Here is a 24,940-nt window from a genome sequence, read left to right on the forward strand (position 1 = left end):
ACGCCGCCCTGGGACCCCCGCCACCCCACGCCCCAGCCCCGAAGGGGCGGCAGGCTCCCCCTCCGCGCGAAGTTACGGTCAACCACACCTCAGCCCCGAAGGGGCGGCAGGCCCGTAGCCCAGGGCAAGTCACGCGGAACGCGTGACGCCGCCCTGGGACCCCCGCCACCCCACGCCCCAGCCCCGAAGGGGCGGCAGGCTCCCCCTCCGCGCGAAGTTACGGTCGACCGCAACCCAGCCCCGAAGGGGCGGCAGGCCTCTCTTGGATTGCCGGTACCCTCCGCGTCAGGCTTTGAACGCTCCGGAGGTCACGCCCTCCACGAACGGTTTGGTGGCGTAGGCGAAGAGAATCAGCAGCGGAATGCTTGCCGTCATATACGCCGCAAACAGGCTGCTGTAATCCTGCGCGAAATTCGCGGTTGCCAACACGTACAGGCCCGAGGCAATGACGTGATACCGGCCGTCCGTATTCACGATGAACGGCCACAGGAAATTGTTCCACGTGCCCAGGATGTTCATGATGGCCACAACCGACAGCACCGGTTTTGACAAAGGCAGCACGATGTCCAGGTAGATCCGAAAATGCCCGGCCCCATCTATGCGGGCCGATTCGAAGAGCTCCTCGGGAAGACCGTCAAAGAACCCCTTGAACACAAAGGTCGCGAACACCTGCCCCCCCGCGATGTAGGGCAGAATCATCGCCCAGTACGTGTTGAGCAAACCGAGATTGCGCACCACTATGAACGATGGCACCAGGGTCAGGGCGGCCGGAAACATCATCGTGCTGATGATGAAATAGAAAATTGCCCGCGACCCGTAGAACCGGTACCGCGACAGGATGTATGCCGACACCGAGCCCAGCATCACCACCCCGAGCGTAGTCACGCCGCACACGAAGAAGGTATTGATCATGAACGGCCGCAATGACCTCCAGGACACGCGGTAGGCTTTGGTCGAAGCGCGCCAGAAATGGCCCACGGCATCCCAGCCGGTCACTTCGAGCGTTTCCCCGGCATCGGTCAGGACGCTGAACACCCTGTTTGACCCGGAAATCGCCGCAGCCGAAGCCCGTACCAGGCCTTCCAGGTTCTCGGGAAAGCCAAAGAACGCATGGTCCATCTCGTAATTGGTGCGGAACGAGTTGTTCAAGGCGAACAGGAACGGGACGAGCGTCAGCGTGCCGAAACAGCCGATACAAAGCGCCAGCGCGATATCGCGCGCGCGCCTGCGTGTTTCCTTGCTCATCCCCGGCCCTCCAATTCGGCGGTGGACTTGAAATACCGCATGTTGAGAACAGTGAGTCCGAAGACGATGAAGAACAGGCAGACGCCGATGGCGCAGGCGTAGCCCATGCGCTGATAACTGAAGGCATTGAAATACATCCACAACCCGGGCACCATGGTTTTGAAGCCCGGCCCGCCCTTGGTCATGATGAACAGGCCCTCGAAGGACTGCACCCCCGCGATGATTGTCAGGATGAGGATCAGTTTGAGCTGACTCATAACCATCGGGATATCGATGCGCAGAAACTTCTGGAGACCCGTGCACCCCTCGAGCAAGGCCGCCTCGGTCACGCTCTCGGGAATCGAGGACAAGCCCGCGTAATAAATCAGCACTTCGAATCCGCCCACCCAGGGAAAGCCGACGCACGCCACGGCCACGAGGGCCGTGGCCGGATTGCTCAGCCATCCCGTCATGAACTGCTCGAGACCGGCGGCGCGCAACAGTTCATTCAACATGCCGCGATCGCCATAGATCATCCCCGCCCAGATCAACTGGACCGCCACGCCCGGAACCACCACCGGCACCAGGAAAAGAATCCGGAAAAGGTAGCGGCCCCGTTCGCGCGACAACGAGTGGATCAGTTTCGCCACCACCAGTGGGACGCTCAACCGCACGCACACCGCGAACGCCGTCAGAAACATCATGTGCAACACGGACGGCAGCGTGGTGGGATCGCGGACGAACAGCTCGCCGTAGTTGGCGAACCCTACGAATCGCGAATCGCTGCCGACCTCGAACTGAAAGAAGGATTTCGAGAACGCCCAGAACACCGGCACGTAAACAAACACCACCAGCAGCGCCACCTGACACGCCAGCAGTGCGTAACAGGTCAGCGTGAAACGCGCCCGATAGCCCAGAAATGGCCCTTTGTGGCTATTCACGAGGCAATCCTTCCATGGCTTCCCGTACGGGCGCCAATTCCCTCCAACGCTTCTCGAGTCGTGCCATGTCAATGTCTTTGCGCAACAGCAGATTCCGCGTCGCGGTGTTCAGATTGTCTACCTGCCAACGCATGAATTCCTCCTGACCGATGCCATCGTTGAGATACAACTCGAGCATCCGCGCTTGAATATCGGCGAACTTCAGGTCGAAGGTAAAAATCCATTTCGTCGTGGTGTACTGCCGTTCGAGGATGTCCGCAAACGGCTGGATCGACGCCAGCACCGGCACGCCAACCACGTTGGGAAGCAGCGAGGCGTATTCGTTGACCACCCGCTCGTACTGCTCGGGAACCATGATGAACTGCAGCAGCGCCATGACCCGTTTCAGCCGCTCCGAGGTGGCGGGGTCCCCGGTATCTCCGAAAGCGCTGTTGGTCACCTCGTACTGCGTGCCCGAGCCGCCGATTACGCACATTGGGGTATTGGACGCATAGTCCGAGGTCTTCCGGGTGAACTGGGGCACGTAGAATATGCCCCATTCGAACGCGAGCTGCCGGTCGCCCGTGAGCCGGTACGTGAACGGCGTCGGCATCCACAGCATGGCGGCCCGCTGGGTCACGAACTCGCGCGCCAGGTCCGTCCCCATCAGATTCTGGTTGCAGTATTGCCGCAGGTCATGCAGATGCTTCCACAACTCGCAGTACCGCGGATCCTTCTGCGTGAAGAATCCCTGCTCGAAAAGAAAGCACAGCTCGTCCCAGTCCAGGTACCCTTGGAGATACGCTTCGCGCACGGGCTCCTGCACCAGATCGATGCCCGGCAGAATCCCGCAATAGAGCTGGTCGAAGACCAGGTCGACGGCCCAATCGTTGAAAGAATCCCGGTTCATCAGCAGCGGGATATAGCCGGCAGCCTTGACCTTCTCCATGGAAAGGAGCCAGTCGTCCCACGTCTCGGGCGGTTCGACGCCCACCTCGCGAAATATATCCTTGTTGTAGAAGATTCCCGTTTCGACCATATCGAAGCTGATGCAGTAGTTGAGATTGTCCGGCGCGGCCTTTCCGCGGCTGATCGCCTGATACTTGAACATGTCCCACCACTGCTCATATCCGGGGAGAGAGGGGTTGCCCTTTTCGCGAATGAACGGGTTGGGCGCCTCGAGATAGGGGTCGAGCGGGACGTACCAGCCCTTCTGCACGTCCACCCACACGTCCTCGACGTTCACCATCACGATATCGGGCGCGTTGCCGCTGCTGAGCTGCGTCACGAGATACTCGCGGACGCCGGGCACTGAAACAAACTCGACCCGCGTGTCCGGAAACCGCTCCTCGAAGTCCCGCACCACCTCCGCTATGCCTCTGAGGGGCGCACCCAGCCCGAAGGGCGTCGTGCCCGGCATGTACTGCGGTCCAGGCACAAACTTGATGACGTGTTTGACGCCGCCACCGTAGTTCCGGCGCTGCGGAATGCCCGTCACGGAATCATCGCCGGACCGCGGCCACAAAAGCCACGAGCCCGCAGCGACCACTACGGCCAGCGAGGCCCAACGAAAGTATGTCCCCCAAGACGCCATATCGAACGCTATGATAAACAATACGTGCCCGCAAGCGAAACGGCGCGCCCCTGCCGGGCCGCACAAAGACCGCGGCCGCGCAACCAGGGTGGGTTCTAGTCCGCGTCTTTGACGCAGCGGAAGCCTACGAAATAGCCGCCGGTCGAGTCGGGGGGCAGGTAGTACCGGTGAGTGGTGCGCATCATGGCGACGTCGTTAAAACTGGCGCCGCCGCGCATAACCTTGTAGTTCTCGCCGTAGGCCTCGCAAGGGATGTCGTTGCCTGCGTATGCCTTATACCAATCGGCGGTCCATTCCCACGCGCCCCCGGCCATGTCGACGCAGCCGTAGGGGCTTTCCGGTTTCGCCGGGGACCCGCCGCGCGGGTAGGTCTCGTCCCAGTTGTAAAATGTCGCATCGTGGGTTTCGCCCCAGGGGAACGTACGCCCGTCGGTGCCGCGAGCAGCCTTCTCCCATTCCGCTTCAGTGGGCAGGCGTTTGCCGGCCCATTTTGCATACGCTGAGGCTTTGTGCCACGTGACGCTCGCCGGATAGTTCTCGCGGCCTTCCTCGAACGCGAATTCCGGGTCGAACTTCTGGTAATCGGCGTTGCTGACCTCGTACTTGTCGATGAAATAGGCCCCGGTCTCGCTCATGTGTTTCGGGGTTTCGTCAGCATCCCCATACTCACTGCCCATAATGAATGCCCCCGCCGGAACGTATACCATGCCAGCCGGGGGCGTGGGGGCCTTCGCGGCGCCCGGCTGCGAAGCCGCGCCCGCTCCCGCGAGAACAATCGCCGCAAGAGCTGCCCAGATGGTGTATCGCCGCTCTTTCATGGCTGCCTTTCCTCCTACCACGCGGGGTCGATGAATCCATAGTGACGGCCGAACCAATAATTGAGGATGGTGTCGGCCGATACTTCTTCTTCGTAGGACTGGACCTGCTGGGGTCCATCGGGAGTATTCTTGGTGAACGTACGCAGGGTACGGTGACCGCCGCGCATGTTCTTGATAGCGTCAAGGACGGATCCGTCCACCGCCTCTTCGCCCGTAAGTACCTGATAGAGCATGAAATAGAAGGGAACGGACGCGTACCCGAATTTATAGTCTTTCCATGCGAAATAGTGCCGGTTGATCGACATGCGGTACTTCTGCATGAGCGAGGGGTCGTCCTCGAACCGCATAAGCATGTAGTAAGATTGTGCGGCCAGGCTGTCGTCCCACGGGACGGTCCATTCCTTTGGCCAGAGCACTTTGGCCAGAATGGCCTGATCATCGTAGTGGTAGCGGTCGATGAGCATGTGGTACGCGGCCAGGTAGCGGTCTTTTCCGGTCACCTTGTACGCGGTCCTGAGCCCGGCCAGCATCTCGAGGGCGTTAAGGTTTTCGTGGGGCAGGTCAGGGCAGAAATTGCCCCAAAGGGTCATTTTCCCGTCGACATCAACCAATTTGAAGTTGAAATCGACGCAGCGCCCCACAAAGCGGTCCAGGAAGTCCGCAGCGAGCTGTTTGTGTTCCTCATCGGCGCAGATTTCCCAATAGGTGCCGACGGCGAAGAAGAAATCGGTGAACTTGTCGCTGCTCAGGTCACCCTCCCACCGGTAGCCGGGCATGGTCTTGGAGTCATGCCATTCGTTGGGGAAGAAATAGGCCTGTTCGTGCCACAAGGGGCGGTCGGTCTGGTAAAAACTGCGCGCTACGCATCCCGGCACCCCGGTGACGCGTTCAAGGTTCAAGATGCCCTGCATGAGGTCGTCGGCCGCGGCGCGGTGGGCGGGCTCCCTGGTCACGGCGTAGCGGTGGCTGTAGGCGGCCAGCAACGCCGCCGTATGGCCCGCCACGTCTTCATGGTTGCCTGTGATGGGACGGTCCTCGCCGAACGGCGGGAAGATGACCTGCGTCTGCACGATGTTGTCGTGATAATGGTACTCGTGAAGGAGCGCATCCCACGCGGTGATCCGTTCGTGTAATGGCGCCGCAGGGTCCGGGACAGGCATTTCCGGTTGTCCCCACGCCAGACCAGAGGCGATAGCCCACAGGGTGCAGAGAGTCCAGATACGGCGAGCGAACAATGCGGTCATGGCGAGTTCCCCCTTACACCGGGCTATGAGACCTAGTATACCAACCGAACCATCACCCGGCAATACCAAACCTGATGGCGCCGGCGTCCCCGCACGGAAATAACGAAGAGGTCTCCCTGCCCGCCGCAACCTGGTGCCTCTCTTTTCTCCTCTCGTGAGAGGATGGCCTGCGTGCGCGAGCCGGGTCAGGGCCGCTTGCGTGGCCCGCTGCTGTCCTGTTGTCGCGAGCAGGGCGGTCCACAATGTAAAATATAGTATACAATTCTCGGAACGGGATGCCGTGCCTCATGAGGAAATTGCAGGCGAAGTCATCGCACTTTGGGTGGCTTTTTAGGGGCTTCGTGAAACGTCCCTGGAACATTATTGCCACTCCGCCGTTGCTTGTGGGGGCGCGCCAGAGGGCTTTGGCGTACAGGACATCGGCGCATTTCGGGAGAGGTCCAAACGTTCTTTGGGGAAAATCTTGTTTCAGATATGTTTCAAGTTTCGGCCGGGTAGGGGTCTCGATAATGCGCCTTGCGCTGCATACGCACGGACCGATACCTGTTCGGGGGGCCCCATTTGTGCAATTTCGTACGGCCGGTCAAGCAGGCCAGGAGCCGCTTGCGGTCACCACGCATGGTTTGAGTCCCCCATGCTTTGGGGCAAGGAACCGGTTATTGATGGTACTCTATCCTTGGCAGAGGGTCACTTCTTTTGAGGACTGTTTCAGCTTCTCGATGCATGCCCGGTGTTCTTGCCTTGGCGCACACTTTGCCCGAGAATACGATGAGTCACGCGCCAGGTGGAAGGGAATCCGGCCCCCGGTATACCTTCTTCGGTCAGAGTAATGCAGGTCTGGCAGCCGACCGCGTTTCAATTTGAAAAGAGCGGTTTAGTGCTCCATTTTGAATCCGGCTTCTCTGCTACACCCGCTCGAAGCGCATGATCTCGCTGCGGCTCGGGTACCGAATGCCCATTTCTCTCCTCGGGGTCATGTGACGAGAGGTGCTCTGGTGTCTCGGCCGATAGGAAAACGAGTTTTCCCGCTTGGCACTTGCCAAAACAGGTAATGTAAGGTATTCTTTACATATGAGGAACGGCGTCTTGTCCAACAACCTTCGGCAATGGCGGAAAGCGCGCCGGCTGACCCAAACCGTGCTGGCTGAGCAAGCGGGGATTACGCGCCAGAGCATCATCGCCATCGAGAAGGGCCGATTGAATCCTTCCGTTGCGGTTGCGCTAAGTCTGGCCGCGTTACTGAATGCCAGCGTCGAGGACTTGTTTGCGCTGAATCCTGCGGAGGCACTGGCAGACGAAGGCATGGCTGCCGGACCCGGTAAGGGGGCTTTGCAGGTTGCCGCCAAACCCATTGCCGGAGAGGCTGCGGAGATGCCGAATGGGGAGTTTGACGGCGAAGACGAAGTCCCCGGCGCTGTGTGGGATTTTGTGTAATCACCCCCTCGCGGGCGGGTCCCGGGCGCTGACCCCGGCGGCAGGAGCATGGGCGCCCCCGGCAGCCGCTACTTCTTTTGTTCGGCTTCGACGCCGCGCCAGACAATGTCCCCCTCGCGGAAGTGGTGGCGGCCGCCGTCGTCCTGCCGGTTTTCGCCCACGCTGTATAAGGTAAAGGTCTCTCCCGCAGGACGGTAAACGTACGAATTGCCGGTGTAAGGGTCGAGGGGCACCGAGCCGCCGAGGTCACGGGCGACAACGTTGAGGTTCTCGGGATAATTGCCGGTTTCGGTGTAATAAGCCTCGAGGGAAAGCCCGATGCGGGTGAGGTCGAGCATGGCTTCACTTCGGGCCTGGGCGCCTTGCACCCGGGTGAGGGCAGGCACGAGTATCGGGGTCAGGACATTGAGGATGGAGAGATCATCGACTTCCGAATCAATGGCCTCGAGTTCCGCCTGGACCTCGTAGTAGGGAGCCTGAGCGGCCTGTGCCAGGCGTTCCATGAACTCTGCGTAATTCTGCCGGTCGGAGCTCAGCATGATACCCCCGATGGGCGTCTGGTAGATGAAGCCCAGCACGGCGTTTGCTTCCGAGGGTACATCAGGAAAGACTTGGCCGTTACGGAAGTTCTCCATCGCTTCCGTACCGAACGTGGCTTCGGTGACAAGGGCATTCACGAGGGCTTCCCGATGGTACATCCCGGCGGTGTCCTGAACGAAGGCCCGCGCCTGTTCCGGCGTTAGTTGACCGGGCGTCAGCGCCGACCCCATGCCTTGAAACAGAATCCCCATCATGGCGATGCGCACGAGCTGCGAAATGATGATGGGCTCCTCGACCAGGGTCTCGCCGAGGCCGATGATGGCTTCGTAATCTTCCATAGCGCCTTGAATGTCTCCGGCGCTGGCGCGGAGGGCAGCCTCGGAACGCAGCAGGCGGGCCATGGATCGCAATTGGGCCAGGTGGGGCAGTTCCGTTGCGTACCCCTTCGAGAGGTCCACGTGGTACACGGGTTCGCCAAGCCTGGCGAGCCGGCGGATCTCCTCGAGCAGGCCGGCGTTCTTGCCAAAGAATTCCGAGAGAAACTGAGAATCCTCGCCGGTCCATTCAGACCATCCTTTTGCTTCGACCAGGTTCTCGATGTTCTCATAGTCTTGCTGTGATTCCACCGATTGCGCGTCTGGGCCCAGCTTATTGAAGAGTTCGGTCGCTGGTAATGGCTTGGCCGGGGGCTCTTCGCCGCCCACGGGGGAATGCGTTACCGACTGAGCTCCCGCGCGCTCGTCAGCGGGGCTTTGCGCCTTCGCGGGGACTTTCTTGGCTGTGAATTGCTCTTCGTAGCGGGCGACTGCCTCGCTGCCGCGTCCCACCACGCGCTGGACCACCGCGCTGTCGCGCCGGGACGCGAGCATCCCGGCCGCGATAACAGCCGCTACGCCGGCCGCAAAAACAAGCACCAACCCCGCGAGTATGGAACGCGTACGCTTCTGCATAGGACGTGCCTCTCGTAACAAATCCCAGATGCGCCAATGAAGGCGTCATGTCTATTGTAATGGCCAACAGATGCCATAGCGATCAGTTTCGAGCGGTGCTTGCGGAGTCGATACGGGGGGCCGAAATATCCTCGCCGAGCATTAGATGGGGCAGGCATTCCTGCCTGCGGTCTCGCAGAGCGGGCGTCTGACACGCAATGTCCCGAATAGCACGGTCAGGAGATACGCCGCGCCAACAAGAATGGGCCATTCGTGCGCCGTATCCCTTTCGGGCTGGCGTGATTAGGGCGCTTGCATGCGCAAGGGGCCCCCTCCTCCGCTCCCTCACAGCAAAAAGCCTCTCGTCTGAGAGGCTTTTGAACTCACACGCCGTTGCGCAGGGGGTACAGGAAAACCCGCCCTGCTCCTCATTACTCCTGGCCGACCTGGAGAGGCTGGCCCCCTGCCGGCGCAGCGCCCGCGGGCGCCGCACCGCCACCGCCTTGTGTGCGGCTTGCCGCGGCCGCCGCCTGGCTGGCTTCATGAGCCCTGCGCTGCTCTTCGAGCTGCCTGCGCCGCTCCTGGTCTTCGAGCCAACGCTTTTTCTCGGTGTCTACCTGGTCCAGACTGGTTTTGGCCCGGGCAATCTCCTCATCACGGGACGCTACCAGCGCGGTGGACTGGTTGTCGGGGATGTACTTGAGCACCGCCTGAGCACTCTGGAACCGTTTCTTGGCGTCTTCGAAACTCTGTTCACTGGTGGCTTCCTCGACCATCCGATCGCCTTCCTCGATGAGGCTCTGGCCCTGCTGGATAATGTCGGTGATAACCTTGCGCATCTTGGCTTGAGCATCTTTCTTTCCGTTCTCGGCCTGTTCCCGCTGCGCCTTGAACTCGCTGCTCACGTTGTCGAACAACGTCACGGACTTCTGGTAAATGTTGAGCGCATCGCCGAGTGCCTTCTGCGTACTCAAGACATCCGCTTCGGCCAGCGCCGTTTCTCCGGCCGACACAATCTCCCGGTCGGTCTGTTCGCGTTCGTCGCGCCGCTTCTGCTCGATCCGCGTCTCCTCGATAGAGCGTGCCGCGACTTCATTGCCCCGGTCGATCTCCATCGCGCGGTTGAAATACTCCAGCGCCTTTTGCAGCGAGTCCGACGGCGCATCCGGGTCCGAGGCCTTTGCAACGAGATCTTTTCCCTGTTCGATATAATAGGTTGCCAGCTTCCGTACAATGCGCTGGCGGTCCGGACCGCGCGTCTGAAGCGCAGTTTTCCATTCTTTCACGGCCCGCTCTCTATCACCGAACTCGTAGAACATGTCCCCAACTTGCTCATAGGCCAGATAGTTGTCAGGGTTGACCCGAACGAAATGATCGTATATCTCATCAGCCGCTTTGGCATTCTTTTTTTCTTTGAGGAGGTATTCGATGTTGTCGACGAAAAACCACATCAGATTCTCGTCGGAAGGTTTCATATACCCCAAGTCCTGGTCAGTCTGGAGCACGGTGTAAACGATGTCGCTCACCGCCTGCACAGCATTGCTGAAGGCATTCTGCGCGCCGCCGTTCTTCAGATACCCATTATACCCATCGCCACGAGCGTAGTCGGCAGCAATGATTGCTTTGGCGTCGCGCAAGTAGCTGCGGCTGTCCTCAATATACCGCCGAAGCTCGCGCAGAATGACTGATTTCTCCCGCAAGGGAGTATAGGTGAAGCTTTCAAGATGCTCGTCGATGTCCGCGTCGATTTCGGCGGCGAGCTTTCGGTTTTCCGCCGAGGCGTCATACATGAACGGGAGATACAAATCGGATACCAGGGACGAGAGCACCCCCATGCGGTACGCATAGTAGCTGCCCATTGAATAGTCGCGCACGTAGTGAAGCAACAACATCTCCGAGGCGATCCGATGCATCGCGCGGTTTTCACTGTCCAGCTCCACCGCATCACGTAACACCGTTTGCCCCGCTAATGCCCCTTTGATCATGTCTTCATCGTACTTGGCGCCCGACGTCTGGAACACGGTCCTAATGGTACGGCGCACAACCTGGATGGAGGTCCCGGTAATAGCCCGTTGAGCGCGAGGGCCCCACGCATAGGCCTCCATTGAAAACATGGCAGCCAACACCACAGCTGCGCCGATTACAACCCATCCTCGTTCTTTCATGTCTTACCTCGTCTTCCCTTGAGAGTTTAAAGAAGCCGCCGGCCGCAACGCGTGCCGGAAGCGTCGTCATCGGCCACGCGCATCTTCCTTGCGGACCCCGCACGAAAATGCCGCGCGGCCCCGCTTAGAATACCAAATCCCTGTACATCGCATCGTTTGGGCGGTGTCTATACCGCGGTTCAAACGGAGTCGCCGGCAGGCGGTTGCTGCACCAGGCCGGCACCTCCTGTTCCACGCTGTTGTCGTATACATTCCGCCGCGTCCATTCTACCAGAAGCTCGGTGTACGGTGGACGGTGCTGTTCATCCGGATACCGTCTGAACTCGACGTGGCCGTCCAGATACAGCACATTTCCCCCAGGCGGCACCATATGGTTCAACTGCAGCATCCCCAGATCGCTCACCGAGTCGTACAGAACCGGAATCTCACTCTCCGAGGCAGCCGTCGCCGCCGGATTGTTCATATCCGAGATAAAGAACCGCGACACCCCGTAATGGAGACGGTGAAACGTGTCGCTCCCGCCGGGTCCGTGGCCCCCAGGCACAAAAAGGTCGTCCATCATGAAATCAATCGCGCCTCCGTACATGAGGCGGTGGAGTTCCGCCCACAGAAAGAGCGCCTGTTCCTCCGTCTTGACCGCATACGGCAAGTAGGTGTACATGTCGTTCGTGAGGCATTCGGGATCCATCCGTTGACCCAGAAGGCGCTCGATGGCCTCCCGGTTGCGCGGGTCCGTCACCATAATGCTCTCGAGGTATCCATCCATAAAGGTGATGTCGGTATACCAATCAAGCCGGGTGTCCGCCAGCTCCTTTATCGAACCCGGGCACTTAAACACCTGCAGAGTATCCAGATACTCCGGATACAAGTCGCGTACGTCGCAGATGAAGTTATTGCGCTGCAAATGGTGGCAAACGCCCTTGGAGTCCGGGTAATCCCAAAACCCATTGGGCGCTCCGGGCGGCAGCGCGCCGTCGTGATCGTTTGCCCACAAACTGAACACGATACCAATCTGGCGAATGCTATTATTGCAGTACGCGCGCCGGGCCTGTTCCCGGGCCCGCAACAGCGCCGGCAGAATCAGCACAAAGAGGATGCCGATGATGGTAACAGCTACCATCAATTCCAATAGCGTAAATCCCTGCTTACGCGGCAGGTTAACCATAGTGCCCTCGTGCGCCTGATGTCCCTCTCGCCACACGGCGCCCTGCCCTGATTCCGATTCGCGAGACCTTGACGCGACACTAGCATGACGGCACATAATTGTCAACAGAAGACCCGGGTTCGTCCGGACCCCCGGTTTTCGCCTGAGGGCGTGTTTGGCCACGAGACCGTGTGGAAGGCCCAATCACCGGGTGAGCATTGGCAAGACCGGCTATGGTTGCGGGCTTCTGGCGCGGCCCTGGCGCTGCAGGGCGTGACGTGTGGGCGGGCCCTTTCTTGACTGCGAACGGCTGAGCCGGTAGCATCGGGGGGCGCGGGAGCGTCCGCCACCAATGAGCCAGGCGCGGTCCGTGACACCCGCCGCCCAAACGCGTACCAAAACACAAGGCCACCGTCAGGAGGAGCATCTTGGACGTTCAGACCTTCCCGCTGACGCCTTTCATGACGAACTGCTACGTGGTGCGAAGTGCAGGCGAAGCCATCGTGATCGACCCCGGTGAAGCGGCGCCCTTGCTTCTGGCTTCGCTTGAAGGATACCGGGTGCGAGCCATCATAAACACCCACGCCCATTGCGATCATTGCGCAGGCAACGCGGTTCTGCTCGAGAGAACCGGCAGCGAGCTGCTGCTTCATGAGGCGGACCTCCCCTTGCTCCGCTCCATTCAACAGCAGGGAATGATGTTCGGGTTTCTCACCGTCCCTTCGCCCGACCCGCACGTGTTCCTCGAGGCGGGCGATGAGGTGCATGTGGGCGAACTCACCTTCGAGGTGCGCCACGCGCCCGGCCATACTCCGGGCCATGTCGTGCTGGTTGGCCATGGGAGCGTGTTCGCCGGCGATGTGCTGTTCCAAGGGTCTATCGGCCGCACCGACCTGCCGGGAGGCGACTACCAGCAGTTGCTGCGGTCCATCCAAACGCAATTGCTGCCATTGCCGGGCGAAACGGTAGTATACTCGGGCCATGGCCCGGCCACCACGATCGGCGAAGAACACTCCTCAAACCCGTTCCTGGCAGGACTATAACCGGAGATGACGCGGATTATTACAGCATTGGCAGCCATCCTCAGCCTGGCGGCAGGCGCGTCTGCGGAGGTCACCATTGCTATCGCGCCGGACCAGCCCATTCCCCACGTTTACATCGATGACGTCCTTGTGCTTGAGTTGCGGAGCGATCGGGACATCGAGGCTCATGTCAGGGTCGCCATTCAGGACAGCGGCGGCGCCGAAGAAAGCGCACTCGATACCGTGCTTCCGCTTCCGGGTCAAAGCATCCGGTGGGTGCCTCTCGAAAACGTGGCCGGGCGGCGCGGACGCTATCTGGCCCGCGTAACCATCGAGGCGGCGGGCGAGACGCAGGAATCCACCCATCCCTTCTGCCGGATCGACAGGCCCGCATCCATGGTTCCGCCCCCTGTCGCGGCAATCATGGACTCCCCGGAACCCTATGCGCTCCTGGCCATGCGGGATCTGCCGCTGGGCAGAGTGTGCTTCGACGCCGTCAATCCTGAACTCGACGCGCTGGTTGAGGCTGCCAATGAGGCGGGGCTCGATGCCGCTATCCTCATCGACCTTGCCGTAACGCCGCCCGAAACGGCGACCACCTTCCCGGAGAAATACGCGTCCCGCGTGGCTTACTGGAGCGTGCATCCCGGAGACGCGCCGGGCGCCCTTGAAACCGTGGCCGCGGCGTTTGCCGAGCGAAATCCCGTGGCGCTGTTTTCGCTGGTTGCCGACACCCCGGAAACCCTGAGCGCCATGCTGCGCAACGGCGCCGGGCGGCACGCCGCAGGCATAACGCTGCGAAATGACGCCCCCTCTCCCGATGAGCTCGAAGCGTTCGACCTGGCCGCGCAAACCGCCGGCTACGAACGTCTGCCCTTGCAGGTGCTGGGCCGCGGCATCCGCGAAGAAGACGACTCGGAATCCGCGGCCCGTCTTGTTCGCAATCTCATCGTTTTCGCATCCTGCGGCGTCGCGCAGGCAGACATCGACGGCAAATTGCTCGTTCGTGAAAAGGACGTTACCGAGGGCTACGTCTTCCTCAGCGCGCTGGCCCGGCGCCTCGCGGAAACGGTTCCGATCGGCTCGCTGGATGCGCCCGCCCCGTTTCGCGCCCACGTGTTCCGGCTCGGCGACTCGTGGCTGATTGCCGCGTGGAGTGAAGGAGAAGCGGGGAGCCTCTCGGTCCCGGTGGGCGACGCCGCCATCCTCGAGCTTGCCGACGCCTCGAACAATCCTCTCCCGGCCCCGCCAGTCGAGAACGGTGTGGTGTCTCTCGCCGTGACGGCTGCTCCTGTCTACCTCAAAGGCGAGGGCGGAAACGTCCTGGCGGCAACCGCACGCCGCATGATGCAACTCACCGCGGATTCGTTCGCATCCAACAAAGCCTATGCGGCCCTGCTGCCCGAGCAGGTGATGGATATCTTTCAGGTGATGCGGAAAGCGGCCCCGCCCCGTATTGACCGCAGTCAGTTTCTCGCGCTGCTGCCCATGTTCCCGTTGCTGGAAGCCCAGTGGCATACAGGGGCCATCTCACAGGAGGTGGCCGTGCCCGCGATGTCGGCCCTGTCCGAAATCATCCGTCACGCGGCGGTGATCGAGCAGGCCTACGGGGAACCCTTCGTACAACCCCTGCAGGACACCCTCGCCTCGTGCGCCGAGTTTCAGCAGGACTTCCTGACCCGGGCAGAAACGCCCCCGGAAACCCGGTCGCGCGCTGACTGGCTCATGGCGGAGGTCACGCGGCTGGTGGCCGAAGCGAAACAACTCGATCAGACGGGCAGAAGCATAGAAGCGAACGCCGTCGCGTCGTTGGCACGATGGAAGGCGCGTTCCTTGAAAGCGACCCTGACCTACGCCGCGCCGGGCGCAACGCCTTCCGAGAGCGCTGACGGCGAGGCCAAGGCGCAAGAAGCCCCGTCCTCTAAAGACGACGACAAACCTGAAAAGCAGAGCGGCGGACAGTAACGAATCGAGGAATCGCTCATGAAACGCATCGGAGTGCTGACAAGCGGAGGCGACGCGCCCGGCATGAACGCGGCCATTCGCGCCGTGGTGCGCACCGCCGCATATCATGACCTGAAGATGTTTGGAATCTACCGCGGCTACCAAGGCTTGATCGACGGCGAGGTCGCCGAAATCGGCGCCCGCTCCGTCAGCGGCATCATCAACCGCGGCGGCACCATTCTGCGCACGGCACGGTGCAGCGAGTTCCACGAAACAGCGGGCCGCGCACGAGCCGCCAAAACCCTCGCTGAGCACGGCATCGAAGGCCTGGTCGTCATCGGCGGCGACGGCACCTACCGCGGCGCGCTCAAGCTTCATGAGGAGCACGGCATCAGCTGTGTGGGACTGCCCGGAACCATCGACAACGATATCGGCGGCACCGATTTCACCATCGGCTATGACACCGCGCTCAACGTCGCGCTCGAAGCCATCGACCGCATCCGCGACACCGCCGAGTCTCACGAGCGCATCTTCTTTGTGGAAGTCATGGGCCGTCGCAGCGGTTACCTCGCGATGATGAGCGGCATCGCCGGCGGGGCGGAGGACATCCTCGTTCCCGAGACGCCCACCAGCATCGAAACGCTCGTGGAACACATCGATCTCAACCGCCGAAAGGGCAAACAATCGGCAATCATTGTTGTGGCCGAGGGCGACGAACTGGGCAATGCCATACAGGTTGCCAAACAGGTAGACGCCCTGGCCAAGATTCCCGACAGCCGGGTCGTCGTTATTGGTCATCTCCAGCGCGGTGGTTCGCCCACCGCCTTCGACCGGATATTGGCCAGCCGCCTGGGCGTGCGCGCCGTGGAAGCGCTGATGGAAGGCGTCACCGGGAAGATGGTCGGCATCAACGCCAACAACGTCGTGCTTCGTCCCTTTCAGGAGGCTTGGGAATGCAGGACCCAGTTTGACCCGCAACTCAGCCGGGTTGCCCGGATTCTCGCCACCTGACCGGCGCGGGGTTATCTCTTTGCGTCGGGATTCCCCGGCTCCGGGGGAATCGCCCAAGGGCGGCGAAGGTATTCCTCGATCGAGTCCGGATCCCGCAGCAGGGGATAAGCGTAGGTCTGGACGGCCTCGGCGCCCGCGCCGGCGGCCCCTTCGCCGTCGGTCCACAAATGAGGCACGTTGGCGTTGCGCAGATGCGCGTACCAATTGAACGTGCTGATGCCGTCCGCGCCGTGACGGTACATGTCGAGCACAGTTTGGCACAGATCGTGTTTGTATAGCGCCAGCGCCTTGTCATCGCCGCGTTCGACGCGCCGTTCCCCGATGCCGTGCATCCATGCGGCATGCGGCCACAACGTCGGATAGACGCCCGCCTGCGTACCTTCGGCCAGCTTGGCGAACTCCTGCGTCAACGGTTCCCCCGGAAGCGTGGCAAGGAACAGCGACGGGCACACATAGTCGACCAGCCCGTCGCGAAACCATGCCGCCACATCGAGACCCAGTTCCTTGCACGACGCGTTGGTGGGTTTCTCCGCGTAGAAGATGCCGGGGAACAGGTACGGGCTTGGCTCGCTATCAAGGGAAGGCCCGACACGCACTCCCAGCAGCAGCTTGTCCCTTTTCTTCATCCGCGCGGTTTCGTCGAGCATCTTCCGCGTATCGCGCACCATCCGGGTCAATACGGTGTGGTTTTCAAGCGGGTTTGACACCATCCGGTACCAGCGCCGGAAATCGAGTTCGAGCCCGTCGACATCGTATCGCTGCGCGGCCTCTGTGAGAAGCGCCATGCGATGCGCATACACCTCATCAACGGCCGGATCGAGATTCCCCGCGCCGGAAATGCGGTATTCCGGATGGGCGCGGCCGAAGTCTGACAGAAGATACGTGTTGTCGTACCAGTCTTCGGCGTTCATGCGGAAACTCGCCACGATCGCAAGGCCCCGCGCCCGGCAGGCTTCAATGGTGAGCGTCAGCGGATCGGTTTCCGCCGCGAAGAGGCTGCGCAGGGCGTCGCGCTGGCGTTCGGCGTCGGCGCCGCCGTTCTCCGGCCACGTCATGCGGCTCACCTCGACAAGATACTTGTCGAACGTGGTTCCAACAGCCGTGGGATAGATGACCGGATCGGGCAAACCCACATTTTGGGCCAGCACTCCCGGCTGCATGTCGAGAATGGCTTGCACGACGGCCTGGTATTGTTTCGGCGTGGTGTTGCTGCCGTCAAGAGCATAGAGAATGTTGTTTAGGTCGTTGTTGAAGATGGTGCCCAGCGTTTTACCGGAAAGCGGGGGATTCTGCCGGGTCTCAGCGGCGGGCACTTCGGGCGCTCCCGCAAGAGCGGCGCACACCGCGAACCGCAAGAGAAACCTCGCCAGCTTCCCCATACCCAAACCCTCCTCAGGCGAGCCCCGGGAACAATTCGTCCGGCTTGGCGCACAGTCCCATCACCCGTTTGACAAATGCCGAGGCCTCGGCGAAGTCGAGGGCCCGGTGATCGGCCGCCCCGGTCACGGGCATGATCCAGCGGATAGCAACCGCGTCCTTGCCCTGGGCATCTTGGACGGCCACCGGCTGCTTGCGCGCGGCACACAGGCCGAACGCCGCCACCTGCGGCGGGATAACTTCAAGAAGCGCAATCCGGGCGGGCAACTCCCGCATCACGCTCCCGAGATTCGTTACAAGCGTTGTGGCCGTCAAAAGGTCGTCGGGCGTCAGGCGGTCTTTCTCGGGAATCTGCCCGTAGGCCCTGCGCTCGCTCTTGGAGGGAAAGCTAAGCCGCCGGGGGCCGTACACATTCGCATACAGGCGCCGCAAGACGCCCAGGCGGCCTCGCCGAAGGTGCTCGAGGGTGTCGCGGTGGCCCGCCTCGAGGAGCAGCAACTCGAAATTGGTGTTCGCGACGCGCCGCCGCAGGTCGGCCATCGCGAGGCACAATTCCCGAAGCGATTTCTCTCCCGCCTTCTTCAGGACCGGCGTAACCATACGGGAATCATCGGTCAGAAAAGGCACGGCGATGTTTATGTCGTCGAAAACGATCAATTCGCCTACGGTGTTCTTGGGATTGTACCGGAGATGGGCGTTCATGCGGGGCGACGCCTTGAGCCCTTCCGTGACGACCTTCAGCATGACCGTGTTGAGAGTTACGTTGACGCCGGCATACGCGGGGTCTCGCTTGGCCTTCTCGAGACACCCCATGACCTCCGTTACGTCGAGGTCCACCTGGACCGCCGCGTGAGGAACGGTTCGCCAGCTCTCGGTCGTCTTATAGGCGACTGCCTTGCGGAAGACATCGAAAGAAATGACCTCTTTTACAGCAACACCCTTGGGCAGATTCATCAGCGCCCCCCTTTTGAACTACGACCGCCACCGGTCATTCTTCTTGTCCGTCCCCCGCCCCGGCACGCAACAGCGAACGCCGCGCGGCCGCCGATCTCTCCGCAGCTCACTATACCAAAACCGGCCTCCGTGCGGGGTGTTCGCTTCCCGAACAAGACCAATGAGACCCGTAAGGCATACCGCTTTTTCAAGGGCGGACAGCACAGGACAGGGGCAGGTTCTTCAGACCAGCCTTCCGGGCGCTGATGCTGGTTCTCAGGCCGGAACATTGCCGGAAGGGGGATGCCCTAGCCGGCCAGGATCATGTTGTCGAGGACGACAGCCTGCCCTTCTTCGCAGACCACGGCCCCCGCCGAACCCGCCTGAATCTGGTTATGCTGAACGAGATTGTCGCGGCTGTCGCCCGAGATTTCCACGCCCGTCTTCATGACAAGCCCCGGGCGGCGGTTGATGATGGTGTTGTTGGCGATACGGCAGAGGTTCGCCGACTCTAGATAAACTCCCCGGTGCGCGGGCGACAGGAGCTGGCAGTCCGACACCGCCACGGCGGAACAGCGCGTCAACGTCACCGCTCCGCCACGCGCATCGTCGCCGTACGCCAATCCGGTCGCGATGTTCCCTGTAATGGCGCAATTCTGGCAGCCCTCGAGCAGGACGCCGCCGGCGCCGCTGGCGTTCGGTTCCCACGGGGAGTCGTCGATCGTGTTCCCGGTAATCGCCACCTCGCCACAATTGGCAAGCTCGATGTTGGCCGCGACGCCTGTGTAGATAGTGTTGCCCGAGATAGTGACCGAGCGTTGGGCGTACCGCATCACGATGTTCTTGTTGCGGCTGCCAATGACGTTACCCGTGATGCTCACGACCCTCACGGGCGAATCGTCGGGCATGGGGCGGCCGGTCATGATGATGTTCGCCCCTCCGGCGCCGGGCGTGGCCTGAAGCGTGTTGCTCGCAATGGTGTATTCGCTGATAAGACCGTCGTCGGGGACCTCGAGAACGATCTCGCCGCTGGACCCTTCCTCGTATCCCGAGTTGTACTCGATGTCGTTTCCGGTGATCTGGATGTTGTGGACATCCCCGTTGAACTGACGAATTCCCGCCCGGAAGCAGTAGCTGATCTGGTTGCCGATAATGATGGCCTGATGCAGGTTTACGGCGTCCATAAAAATGCCTGAGTCCGTGCACCGGTAGATGTGCGAATTGGCGATGATCGGGTTGCGATTGCGTTCAACCAGATGAATGCCGTAGCGGCACTCGCGAATCAGCACGTTCTGAATCGTGCACTTCACCGTGCGGAACAGTTCGATGCCGTCGGCCTGAGCATGCCGGCCGTACACCTCGAAGCCCTGCAACACGGGAAACCGTTCGCGTTCCCAGGTGTGCTCTTCGAAGCTGGCCGGGTGAGCCGTGCCCCGGTGATCCCCGATCACCCGGAGCGCGGGACCGGCCCCCGCCATCACGAGGCGCGACGTCCCTTGCGCGCCCCGCACGCCCACATAACCCCGTTGCGTGGTGTCGAGCACCAGCGGCGCCGAAATGAGGTATGACCCTTTCCCCAATTCCAACACCCCGCGTTCGTCAACCGCGCGCTGGAGCGCCTGGGTATCGTCGGTGACGCCGTCGCCCCTTGCCCCGAATTCCTCCACCATCGCCATGATTGTTCCTCCTGTCGCACGCCCGCGGCCCATGGTATCCCGGGCACCGCGCACATGCAACCCAAGAGGCGGCCGGGAACGCATATCCGGCGCGACGCTTCCGGTGGGATAACCAGACTGAGAAAGAGCCAGGGCCTACGCGTTGCGGTTCATCGAGCAGGAGCAGACGCGGGCGGTGCGAGTGGACGCCAGAGAGAAGGCAAACGCTGCGGCTTCGGTCGCGAAGGGCATTCGGGCCAGCCCGGTGCGCCGGTCCGGGGCCGTCTCTTTGGATACGCTCTCTGGTATCCGAAGAGTTATGTCAATGAACTTGATCCCGATGGGGGAAATCGCTATTACATGCTCTATCGCCAGGGGCGCCATGTACGTGTAAGAAGAGGGACCAGTCATGCACACCATCCGGGTTGCCATATTGGGTCAGGGACGGAGCGGGCGCAGCATTCATGCCGAGTATCTGCGCCACGTGCCGAAGAGATTCACCATCGCCGCAGTGGTGGATCCCATGAAAGAGCGCCGGGACCGAGCAGTCCGGGAGTTCGGCTGCGACGCTTACAGCAACCATAAACCCGTTCTCGAGCGGGACGACATCGACCTGGTCATCAACGCGACGCCGAGCCATCTCCACGTGCCCTATACCCTTGAATTCCTGAAAGCCGGCTTCAATGTGCTTTGCGAGAAGCCTTTGGCTGCCAAGGCGAAGGATGTCGACAGGCTTATCGCCGCGCAGAAGAAGAGCGGCACGGTATTCGCGATCTTCCAGCAATCGCGTTACGCGCCCTATTTCCAGAAGGTGCGTGAGGTCATCGATTCGGGGGTGCTGGGCGATATCGTGCAGATCAACATTCAGTTCAACGGGTTCAGCCGCCGGTACGACTGGCAGACGCTCACGGAGTTTGACGGCGGCAACCTGCTCAACACGGGGCCGCATCCCCTCGACCAGGCCCTGCAGCTGTTTGGCACGGACGTCATGCCCAAGGTCTTTTGCGTCATGCGCAGCACCATCAGTTACGGCGACGCCGAGGACCACGTGTTGCTCGTTCTCGAGGGGAAAGGGCGGCCGATCATCAACCTCGAGATTTCGTCGTGCTGCGCGTGTCCGTCTTATACCTATAACGTTTACGGCACCCGAGGGGGACTTACGGGGGACATGACCGCCCTCGAGTGGCGTTACTATATCCCGAAGGAGGCGCCGAAGCTCCGGCTCCAAAGGCGCCCGCTTTCGGACAGCGCCGGCAACCCGGCGTACTGCTCGGACAACCTTACGTGGCACCAGAAGACGTGGCAGGTGCCCACGTCGAAGCAGAATCTGTTCAACGCAATCTCGCACGGCTTCTACTCGATGCTGTACAAGACCCTGACCGAGGGCGCGCCCCTCGAAATCACACCCCAGCAAGTGCGGCAGCAGATCGCGGTCATCGAGGAATGTCAACGCCAGAATCCCCACATCTACGGGAAAAAGCGGGGAAAAGAGTGATACTCGTCTTTTCGCCATAACCGGGAGAGAATCGTCATGGGACTGCGCTGGAGATGGTGTCTTCTGACGGGAGCGCTCCTGAGCGGGTTTGTGCAGCCTTCCAATGCGTTTGCCGCGCCGTCCACGGTTGAATCCATACGCGAAGGCGTCTGGGTCGTGCGGGACGAGTCGGGCAACTGGGGCGGCTCGACCATGGGCATCACCCACCAGCGCGGACCGCATTATTGGGCCAAGAAGGTGCTGGACCTGTCGGCCGTGCCCGAGGACGTGTGGGCCGGAGCGTCCGAAGTGCGGCTGTCGGCGTACTTCTGTGTGCGGGACTACTCGTGGCGCGAACTCCCCGCCGCCAACGGTCTCGACGAGGCCTTTGAAATCGTGGTTAATGACGTCGCGCACCGCATCCCGACGAACTCCGGCCTGCCGGTGTACGACGAGAAGCTGCCGATGGGCGAGTTCATGCGATGGCACGATTTTCCGCTGCCCAAAGAGGCGTTTGTGCGGGGCGAGAACACAATCCTTTTCCGCATGACCGCGCCCGAGGGCAAGAAGCCCGATGATTACTTGTACCTGGGCATCGACAACACCGCGGCGGGCGGCAACAGTTGGGTGCGGTTCGGCGAGGGTCAGGAATGGCGGCAGGATCAGCTTACGGTGCCGGGCGGCGCGGGCGAGTACATGGTGCGGCTGTATCTTCTCTCGGGTTCACGCACCCTGCAGGCGGTTTGGCTCCCCGGCGAGCAAAGGACCGACGGCACGCGCGGCCTGATTGCGTACGCGGGGTCTCACGGGGCGGATACGCGCGTGGAATGGGCGCCGCTCCGCATCGATCCGCTTGAACCGGTCACGGTGGTCATCGAAACGACTCAGGAATCCGGTTTTGCGGCGTCCTGGCTCGATGAGTCCGGCGCTGTCAAAGAGCCTTCGTTGACGTCCCAGGGCGCCCGCCTTGAAGCGGCGCTTTCCCCGCCGCTGCCGTTCCGTCCGTCAGGTATCCGCCTTGATAAGAGCGTGCCGGTCAGCTCGGTCACGATCACGGCGTCGGAGAGCTATCATCCTCAGCCCGAGCGCGTTGACATGACGCCCGCAATCGCTCCGCCCGCGGGCGGAGCGGCCGCGCGGGCGGCGTCGTGCCGCATCGATGCCACCGGGGCCCTGCTTGAGAACGACAGCCTCTCCTGCCGCTTTGAACTGGCTGATGGGCGGCTGCGCCTGGTTTCGCTGTACAACGAGTGGGCCGCGGCGGAAATGGTCAGGGCGCCCGGAGATTCCGCCCTGTTTCTGGTCGAAATCGAGAGCGCCCGGCTCGCGGGGTCGCGTGACTTCGTTTGCACCGCGTTGCCGCCCATGACGGACCGGCAAGGGTTCACGGCGACGCTCGTTCACGAGCCTTCGGGCCTGTCAGCCGCCCTGTCGGTGTGGGTCGACACGGAATTGCGCATGGGCCTGACGTTCTCCAACGTTTCTGACCACGCGGCCGTTTTCAAGGCGGCGTTTCCGCATCTTTCGGGGTTGGCCATATCGGAAGACCCAGCCGGCGACTATTATTTCTTCCCGTGGGGCGGCGGGATTTTCTCCGGCGCGCCCGCGTTGATTCGCCGGGGCTACGGCGACCACGCGGCCCTGTATCAATTGATGGATCTGTACAGTCCCGCGCGCGGGGCGGGGCTGGCGATCCGCAGTACGGACGCCGACGGCCGGCACAAAGTGCTGGCCCTTCGCAAGCACATTCCCGGCAAGGCCGAGATGAATGGCGACGCGGCCAACACGCCCACGTCCGACGAATACAAATGGACGGCCAACCTGCCGCAGACGCCCGGGACAGGCTTCGCGTTCGAGTACCTTCGGCGCACCCGCCAGCCGGGGGAATCGTTTGTGCTCAAAGACGCGGCGCTCTCAGCGCATCCGGGAGACTGGCGCGGTCCCATGAAATCGTACGCCGAATGGTGCCACCAGGTCTGGGCCTTCCGGGCGCTGTCGTCGCTGCGGGGGGTGGTCAACATGATCGCGGCGGGATGGGGGCAGAGTCCCCTGTTTCGCGATGGGGCGTACCGAACGGATTTCATCCAGCCGCGGTGCGACTGCATCGAGTTGATGTCGTGGTGGGAATGGTCTGAGTTGGGACCGTGGCGCACGCCGTGGGACCAGCTCGAGGCGCGTCTTGGCGAAGCCACGTACAACCGCTACCGGCCGTACTTTGTTGAAGATCCCGTAACGGGCAAGACCATGTATCCGATCAACCGGGGCGATTACGATGGCTACAACCAGCGCTGGGGCGGGCTCCCCGCGTTTCAGGAGGCCGTCAAGGCCTACCGCGGCATGGGACCCCTCGTAACCCTCTACACCGACCCGATTCTGGCCTGCGACAACTCCCGCTGCGGCCAGCAATGGGGCAAGCTCTGGGGCATCGTGCAGCCAAACGGGGAGTACAGCACAAACTATGAGTCGTGGAACATGTGCCACGAGGTGGCCGAATACCGCCAGTACGTCGCCGATACCATGCGCCGGGTAATGCAGGAAACGGACGCCGACGGCATCCGCCTCGACGAATACGGCCATGGAGGAGCGGCGTGTTTCAGCACGCTGCACAAACACACGTTCGCCGAACCCGGCTGCACCGAGTGGCTGCGGTGTATTGCCGAAACCACCAGGATGGTGCGCAGGGCCATGGACGAGGTGAAGCCCGGCTCGGTGCTGACCACCGAACACCCGGGCTACGACTATCTCATGCAGTGCATGGAAGGGTGCATCACGTACGATCTTACGGTGCAGGCGACGCCGTTGCGGCCCCTCGAGTGCAACCTCCAGCGCTTCTTCTTCCCCGAATGCAAAGCATTCGAACTGGACCACCGCGGGGCCGACCCCGACCACCACAAGCGTCTCTGGAACGGCGTCGCGTCGTTCGGCGCGTATTATCCCGAGGATATGGACGCCGTGCTCCGCGAGAACATAGACGTGTTCGAGGGCGCTCCCTGCGAGCCGCTCGCGCCAACCTTGGCCCGGCACATTTACGCCAACCGGTTCGGCGCGGGACCCAAAACCATCCACACTCTCTACAACGCGACGGGGATGAGCTTCTTCGGACCGGTCCTCGCGCTGGACCTGGCCAGTGATGAACATCTGTTCGACCTGCTTCACGGCCGCGAACTTGAGCCGGTCGCGGACGGGCGCGGCGCCGTCGTAGACGTCTTTCTCGAACGCGGCGGCGTAACGTGCATTGCGCGTTTTCCCAAACGCATCAGCGTCCAGTCGGATGGGGCTGATATCGTTGTTTCCGTGGCGGGGGATGTTCCGGAAGGGGCCCGGGTGGCTGTGTGCGACGCGCGGGGATTGCGCTTGGCCGAAGCCCCGATTGTTGAGAGCACCGCGGGATTCGTGCGTGCGGAATTGCCAATGGACAGACCCGCAGTGTGTATCAAGCTCATGAACGGTGGCGTTCTGGTGGATGCAGTGGCGGTGCCATCTTCGAAGTCTGGTATACTTTGATTGGAGGC

The 24,940-nt window shown here is 61.7% G+C and carries 17 protein-coding genes; 6 read left to right on the forward strand and 11 right to left on the reverse strand.

Annotation, left to right across the window (positions count from 1 at the left end; translation table 11 throughout):
• Positions 1–285: 285 nt before the first annotated feature.
• From PLJ71_15885 to PLJ71_15905, 5 genes are all read right to left on the reverse strand, one after another.
• Complete coding sequence (locus PLJ71_15885) at positions 286–1,245, reverse strand: carbohydrate ABC transporter permease (protein ID HQM50168.1); 960 nt, start codon at positions 1,243–1,245, stop codon at positions 286–288.
• Positions 1,242–2,165 carry a sugar ABC transporter permease gene (locus PLJ71_15890; protein ID HQM50169.1) on the reverse strand — a complete coding sequence of 308 codons (924 nt, stop codon included), beginning with the start codon at positions 2,163–2,165 and terminating at the stop codon, positions 1,242–1,244. The genes PLJ71_15885 and PLJ71_15890 overlap by 4 nt, the downstream gene beginning before the upstream one ends.
• Entirely contained in the window at positions 2,158–3,759 is a 1,602-nt protein-coding gene (locus PLJ71_15895; protein ID HQM50170.1) for an extracellular solute-binding protein, read from the reverse strand. The genes PLJ71_15890 and PLJ71_15895 overlap by 8 nt, the downstream gene beginning before the upstream one ends.
• A 74-nt stretch (positions 3,760–3,833) precedes the next feature.
• Positions 3,834–4,556, reverse strand: a complete 723-nt coding sequence (locus PLJ71_15900) for an SUMF1/EgtB/PvdO family nonheme iron enzyme (GenBank protein ID HQM50171.1) — start codon at positions 4,554–4,556, stop codon at positions 3,834–3,836.
• Between the two features lie 14 nt (positions 4,557–4,570).
• Positions 4,571–5,800: a hypothetical protein gene (locus PLJ71_15905; protein HQM50172.1), complete on the reverse strand. Its 1,230-nt coding sequence runs from the start codon at positions 5,798–5,800 to the stop codon at positions 4,571–4,573.
• Positions 5,801–6,886: 1,086 nt separating this feature from the next.
• On the opposite strand from PLJ71_15905, the gene PLJ71_15910 reads away from it, so the two are divergent.
• The gene (locus tag PLJ71_15910) at positions 6,887–7,234 is read left to right on the forward strand and encodes a helix-turn-helix domain-containing protein (protein HQM50173.1); all 348 of its coding nucleotides are present in this window, start codon (positions 6,887–6,889) and stop codon (positions 7,232–7,234) included.
• Positions 7,235–7,302: 68 nt separating this feature from the next.
• Here PLJ71_15910 and PLJ71_15915 read toward each other — a convergent pair whose 3' ends face one another.
• The 3 genes from PLJ71_15915 to PLJ71_15925 form a co-directional block, all read right to left on the reverse strand.
• The gene (locus PLJ71_15915; GenBank protein ID HQM50174.1) at positions 7,303–8,724 is read right to left on the reverse strand and encodes a hypothetical protein; all 1,422 of its coding nucleotides are present in this window, start codon (positions 8,722–8,724) and stop codon (positions 7,303–7,305) included.
• Positions 8,725–9,134: 410 nt separating this feature from the next.
• Entirely contained in the window at positions 9,135–10,868 is a 1,734-nt protein-coding gene (locus PLJ71_15920) for a hypothetical protein (GenBank protein ID HQM50175.1), read from the reverse strand.
• Positions 10,869–10,992: 124 nt separating this feature from the next.
• The gene (locus PLJ71_15925; protein ID HQM50176.1) at positions 10,993–12,033 is read right to left on the reverse strand and encodes a type II secretion system protein; all 1,041 of its coding nucleotides are present in this window, start codon (positions 12,031–12,033) and stop codon (positions 10,993–10,995) included.
• A gap of 407 nt (positions 12,034–12,440) precedes the next feature.
• Between PLJ71_15925 and PLJ71_15930 the strand changes: the two genes are divergently transcribed.
• The 3 genes from PLJ71_15930 to pfkA are packed head-to-tail and all read left to right on the forward strand — an operon-like array spanning position 12,441 to position 15,989.
• The gene (locus PLJ71_15930) at positions 12,441–13,055 is read left to right on the forward strand and encodes an MBL fold metallo-hydrolase (protein ID HQM50177.1); all 615 of its coding nucleotides are present in this window, start codon (positions 12,441–12,443) and stop codon (positions 13,053–13,055) included.
• 6 nt (positions 13,056–13,061) lie between these two features.
• Complete coding sequence (locus PLJ71_15935) at positions 13,062–14,999, forward strand: hypothetical protein (GenBank protein HQM50178.1); 1,938 nt, start codon at positions 13,062–13,064, stop codon at positions 14,997–14,999.
• 18 nt (positions 15,000–15,017) lie between these two features.
• Entirely contained in the window at positions 15,018–15,989 is a 972-nt protein-coding gene (pfkA, locus tag PLJ71_15940) for a 6-phosphofructokinase (GenBank protein HQM50179.1), read from the forward strand.
• A gap of 11 nt (positions 15,990–16,000) precedes the next feature.
• Here pfkA and PLJ71_15945 read toward each other — a convergent pair whose 3' ends face one another.
• The 3 genes from PLJ71_15945 to PLJ71_15955 all read right to left on the reverse strand — a co-directional run bounded on the left by PLJ71_15945 (position 16,001) and on the right by PLJ71_15955 (position 19,975).
• Complete coding sequence (locus PLJ71_15945) at positions 16,001–17,368, reverse strand: hypothetical protein (GenBank protein HQM50180.1); 1,368 nt, start codon at positions 17,366–17,368, stop codon at positions 16,001–16,003.
• Positions 17,369–17,381: 13 nt separating this feature from the next.
• Positions 17,382–18,320 carry a 2-oxo acid dehydrogenase subunit E2 gene (locus tag PLJ71_15950; protein HQM50181.1) on the reverse strand — a complete coding sequence of 313 codons (939 nt, stop codon included), beginning with the start codon at positions 18,318–18,320 and terminating at the stop codon, positions 17,382–17,384.
• Between the two features lie 287 nt (positions 18,321–18,607).
• Positions 18,608–19,975, reverse strand: coding sequence for a right-handed parallel beta-helix repeat-containing protein (locus tag PLJ71_15955; protein ID HQM50182.1), 1,368 nt, complete (start codon positions 19,973–19,975; stop codon positions 18,608–18,610).
• A gap of 388 nt (positions 19,976–20,363) precedes the next feature.
• On the opposite strand from PLJ71_15955, the gene PLJ71_15960 reads away from it, so the two are divergent.
• Both PLJ71_15960 and PLJ71_15965 read left to right on the forward strand, forming a co-directional pair.
• Complete coding sequence (locus PLJ71_15960; protein HQM50183.1) at positions 20,364–21,449, forward strand: Gfo/Idh/MocA family oxidoreductase; 1,086 nt, start codon at positions 20,364–20,366, stop codon at positions 21,447–21,449.
• Positions 21,450–21,485: 36 nt separating this feature from the next.
• Entirely contained in the window at positions 21,486–24,932 is a 3,447-nt protein-coding gene (locus PLJ71_15965; protein ID HQM50184.1) for a hypothetical protein, read from the forward strand.
• Positions 24,933–24,940: the final 8 nt, after the last annotated feature.

The sequence above is a fragment of the Candidatus Hydrogenedentota bacterium genome, assembly GCA_035416745.1.
GTDB lineage: Bacteria > Hydrogenedentota > Hydrogenedentia > Hydrogenedentales > SLHB01 > UBA2224.

Coding starts and splice junctions, on each gene's coding strand:
- PLJ71_15965 (HQM50184.1), top strand. CDS start 21,486: ATGGGACTGCGCTGGAGATGGTGTCTTCTGACGGGAGCGCTCCTGAGC.
- PLJ71_15960 (HQM50183.1), top strand. CDS start 20,364: ATGCACACCATCCGGGTTGCCATATTGGGTCAGGGACGGAGCGGGCGC.
- PLJ71_15945 (HQM50180.1), bottom strand. CDS start 17,368: ATGGGGAAGCTGGCGAGGTTTCTCTTGCGGTTCGCGGTGTGCGCCGCT.
- PLJ71_15925 (HQM50176.1), bottom strand. CDS start 12,033: ATGGTTAACCTGCCGCGTAAGCAGGGATTTACGCTATTGGAATTGATG.
- PLJ71_15885 (HQM50168.1), bottom strand. CDS start 1,245: ATGAGCAAGGAAACACGCAGGCGCGCGCGCGATATCGCGCTGGCGCTT.
- PLJ71_15915 (HQM50174.1), bottom strand. CDS start 8,724: ATGCAGAAGCGTACGCGTTCCATACTCGCGGGGTTGGTGCTTGTTTTT.
- PLJ71_15935 (HQM50178.1), top strand. CDS start 13,062: ATGACGCGGATTATTACAGCATTGGCAGCCATCCTCAGCCTGGCGGCA.
- PLJ71_15905 (HQM50172.1), bottom strand. CDS start 5,800: ATGACCGCATTGTTCGCTCGCCGTATCTGGACTCTCTGCACCCTGTGG.
- PLJ71_15900 (HQM50171.1), bottom strand. CDS start 4,556: ATGAAAGAGCGGCGATACACCATCTGGGCAGCTCTTGCGGCGATTGTT.
- pfkA (HQM50179.1), top strand. CDS start 15,018: ATGAAACGCATCGGAGTGCTGACAAGCGGAGGCGACGCGCCCGGCATG.
- PLJ71_15920 (HQM50175.1), bottom strand. CDS start 10,868: ATGAAAGAACGAGGATGGGTTGTAATCGGCGCAGCTGTGGTGTTGGCT.
- PLJ71_15950 (HQM50181.1), bottom strand. CDS start 18,320: ATGAATCTGCCCAAGGGTGTTGCTGTAAAAGAGGTCATTTCTTTCGAT.
- PLJ71_15955 (HQM50182.1), bottom strand. CDS start 19,975: ATGGCGATGGTGGAGGAATTCGGGGCAAGGGGCGACGGCGTCACCGAC.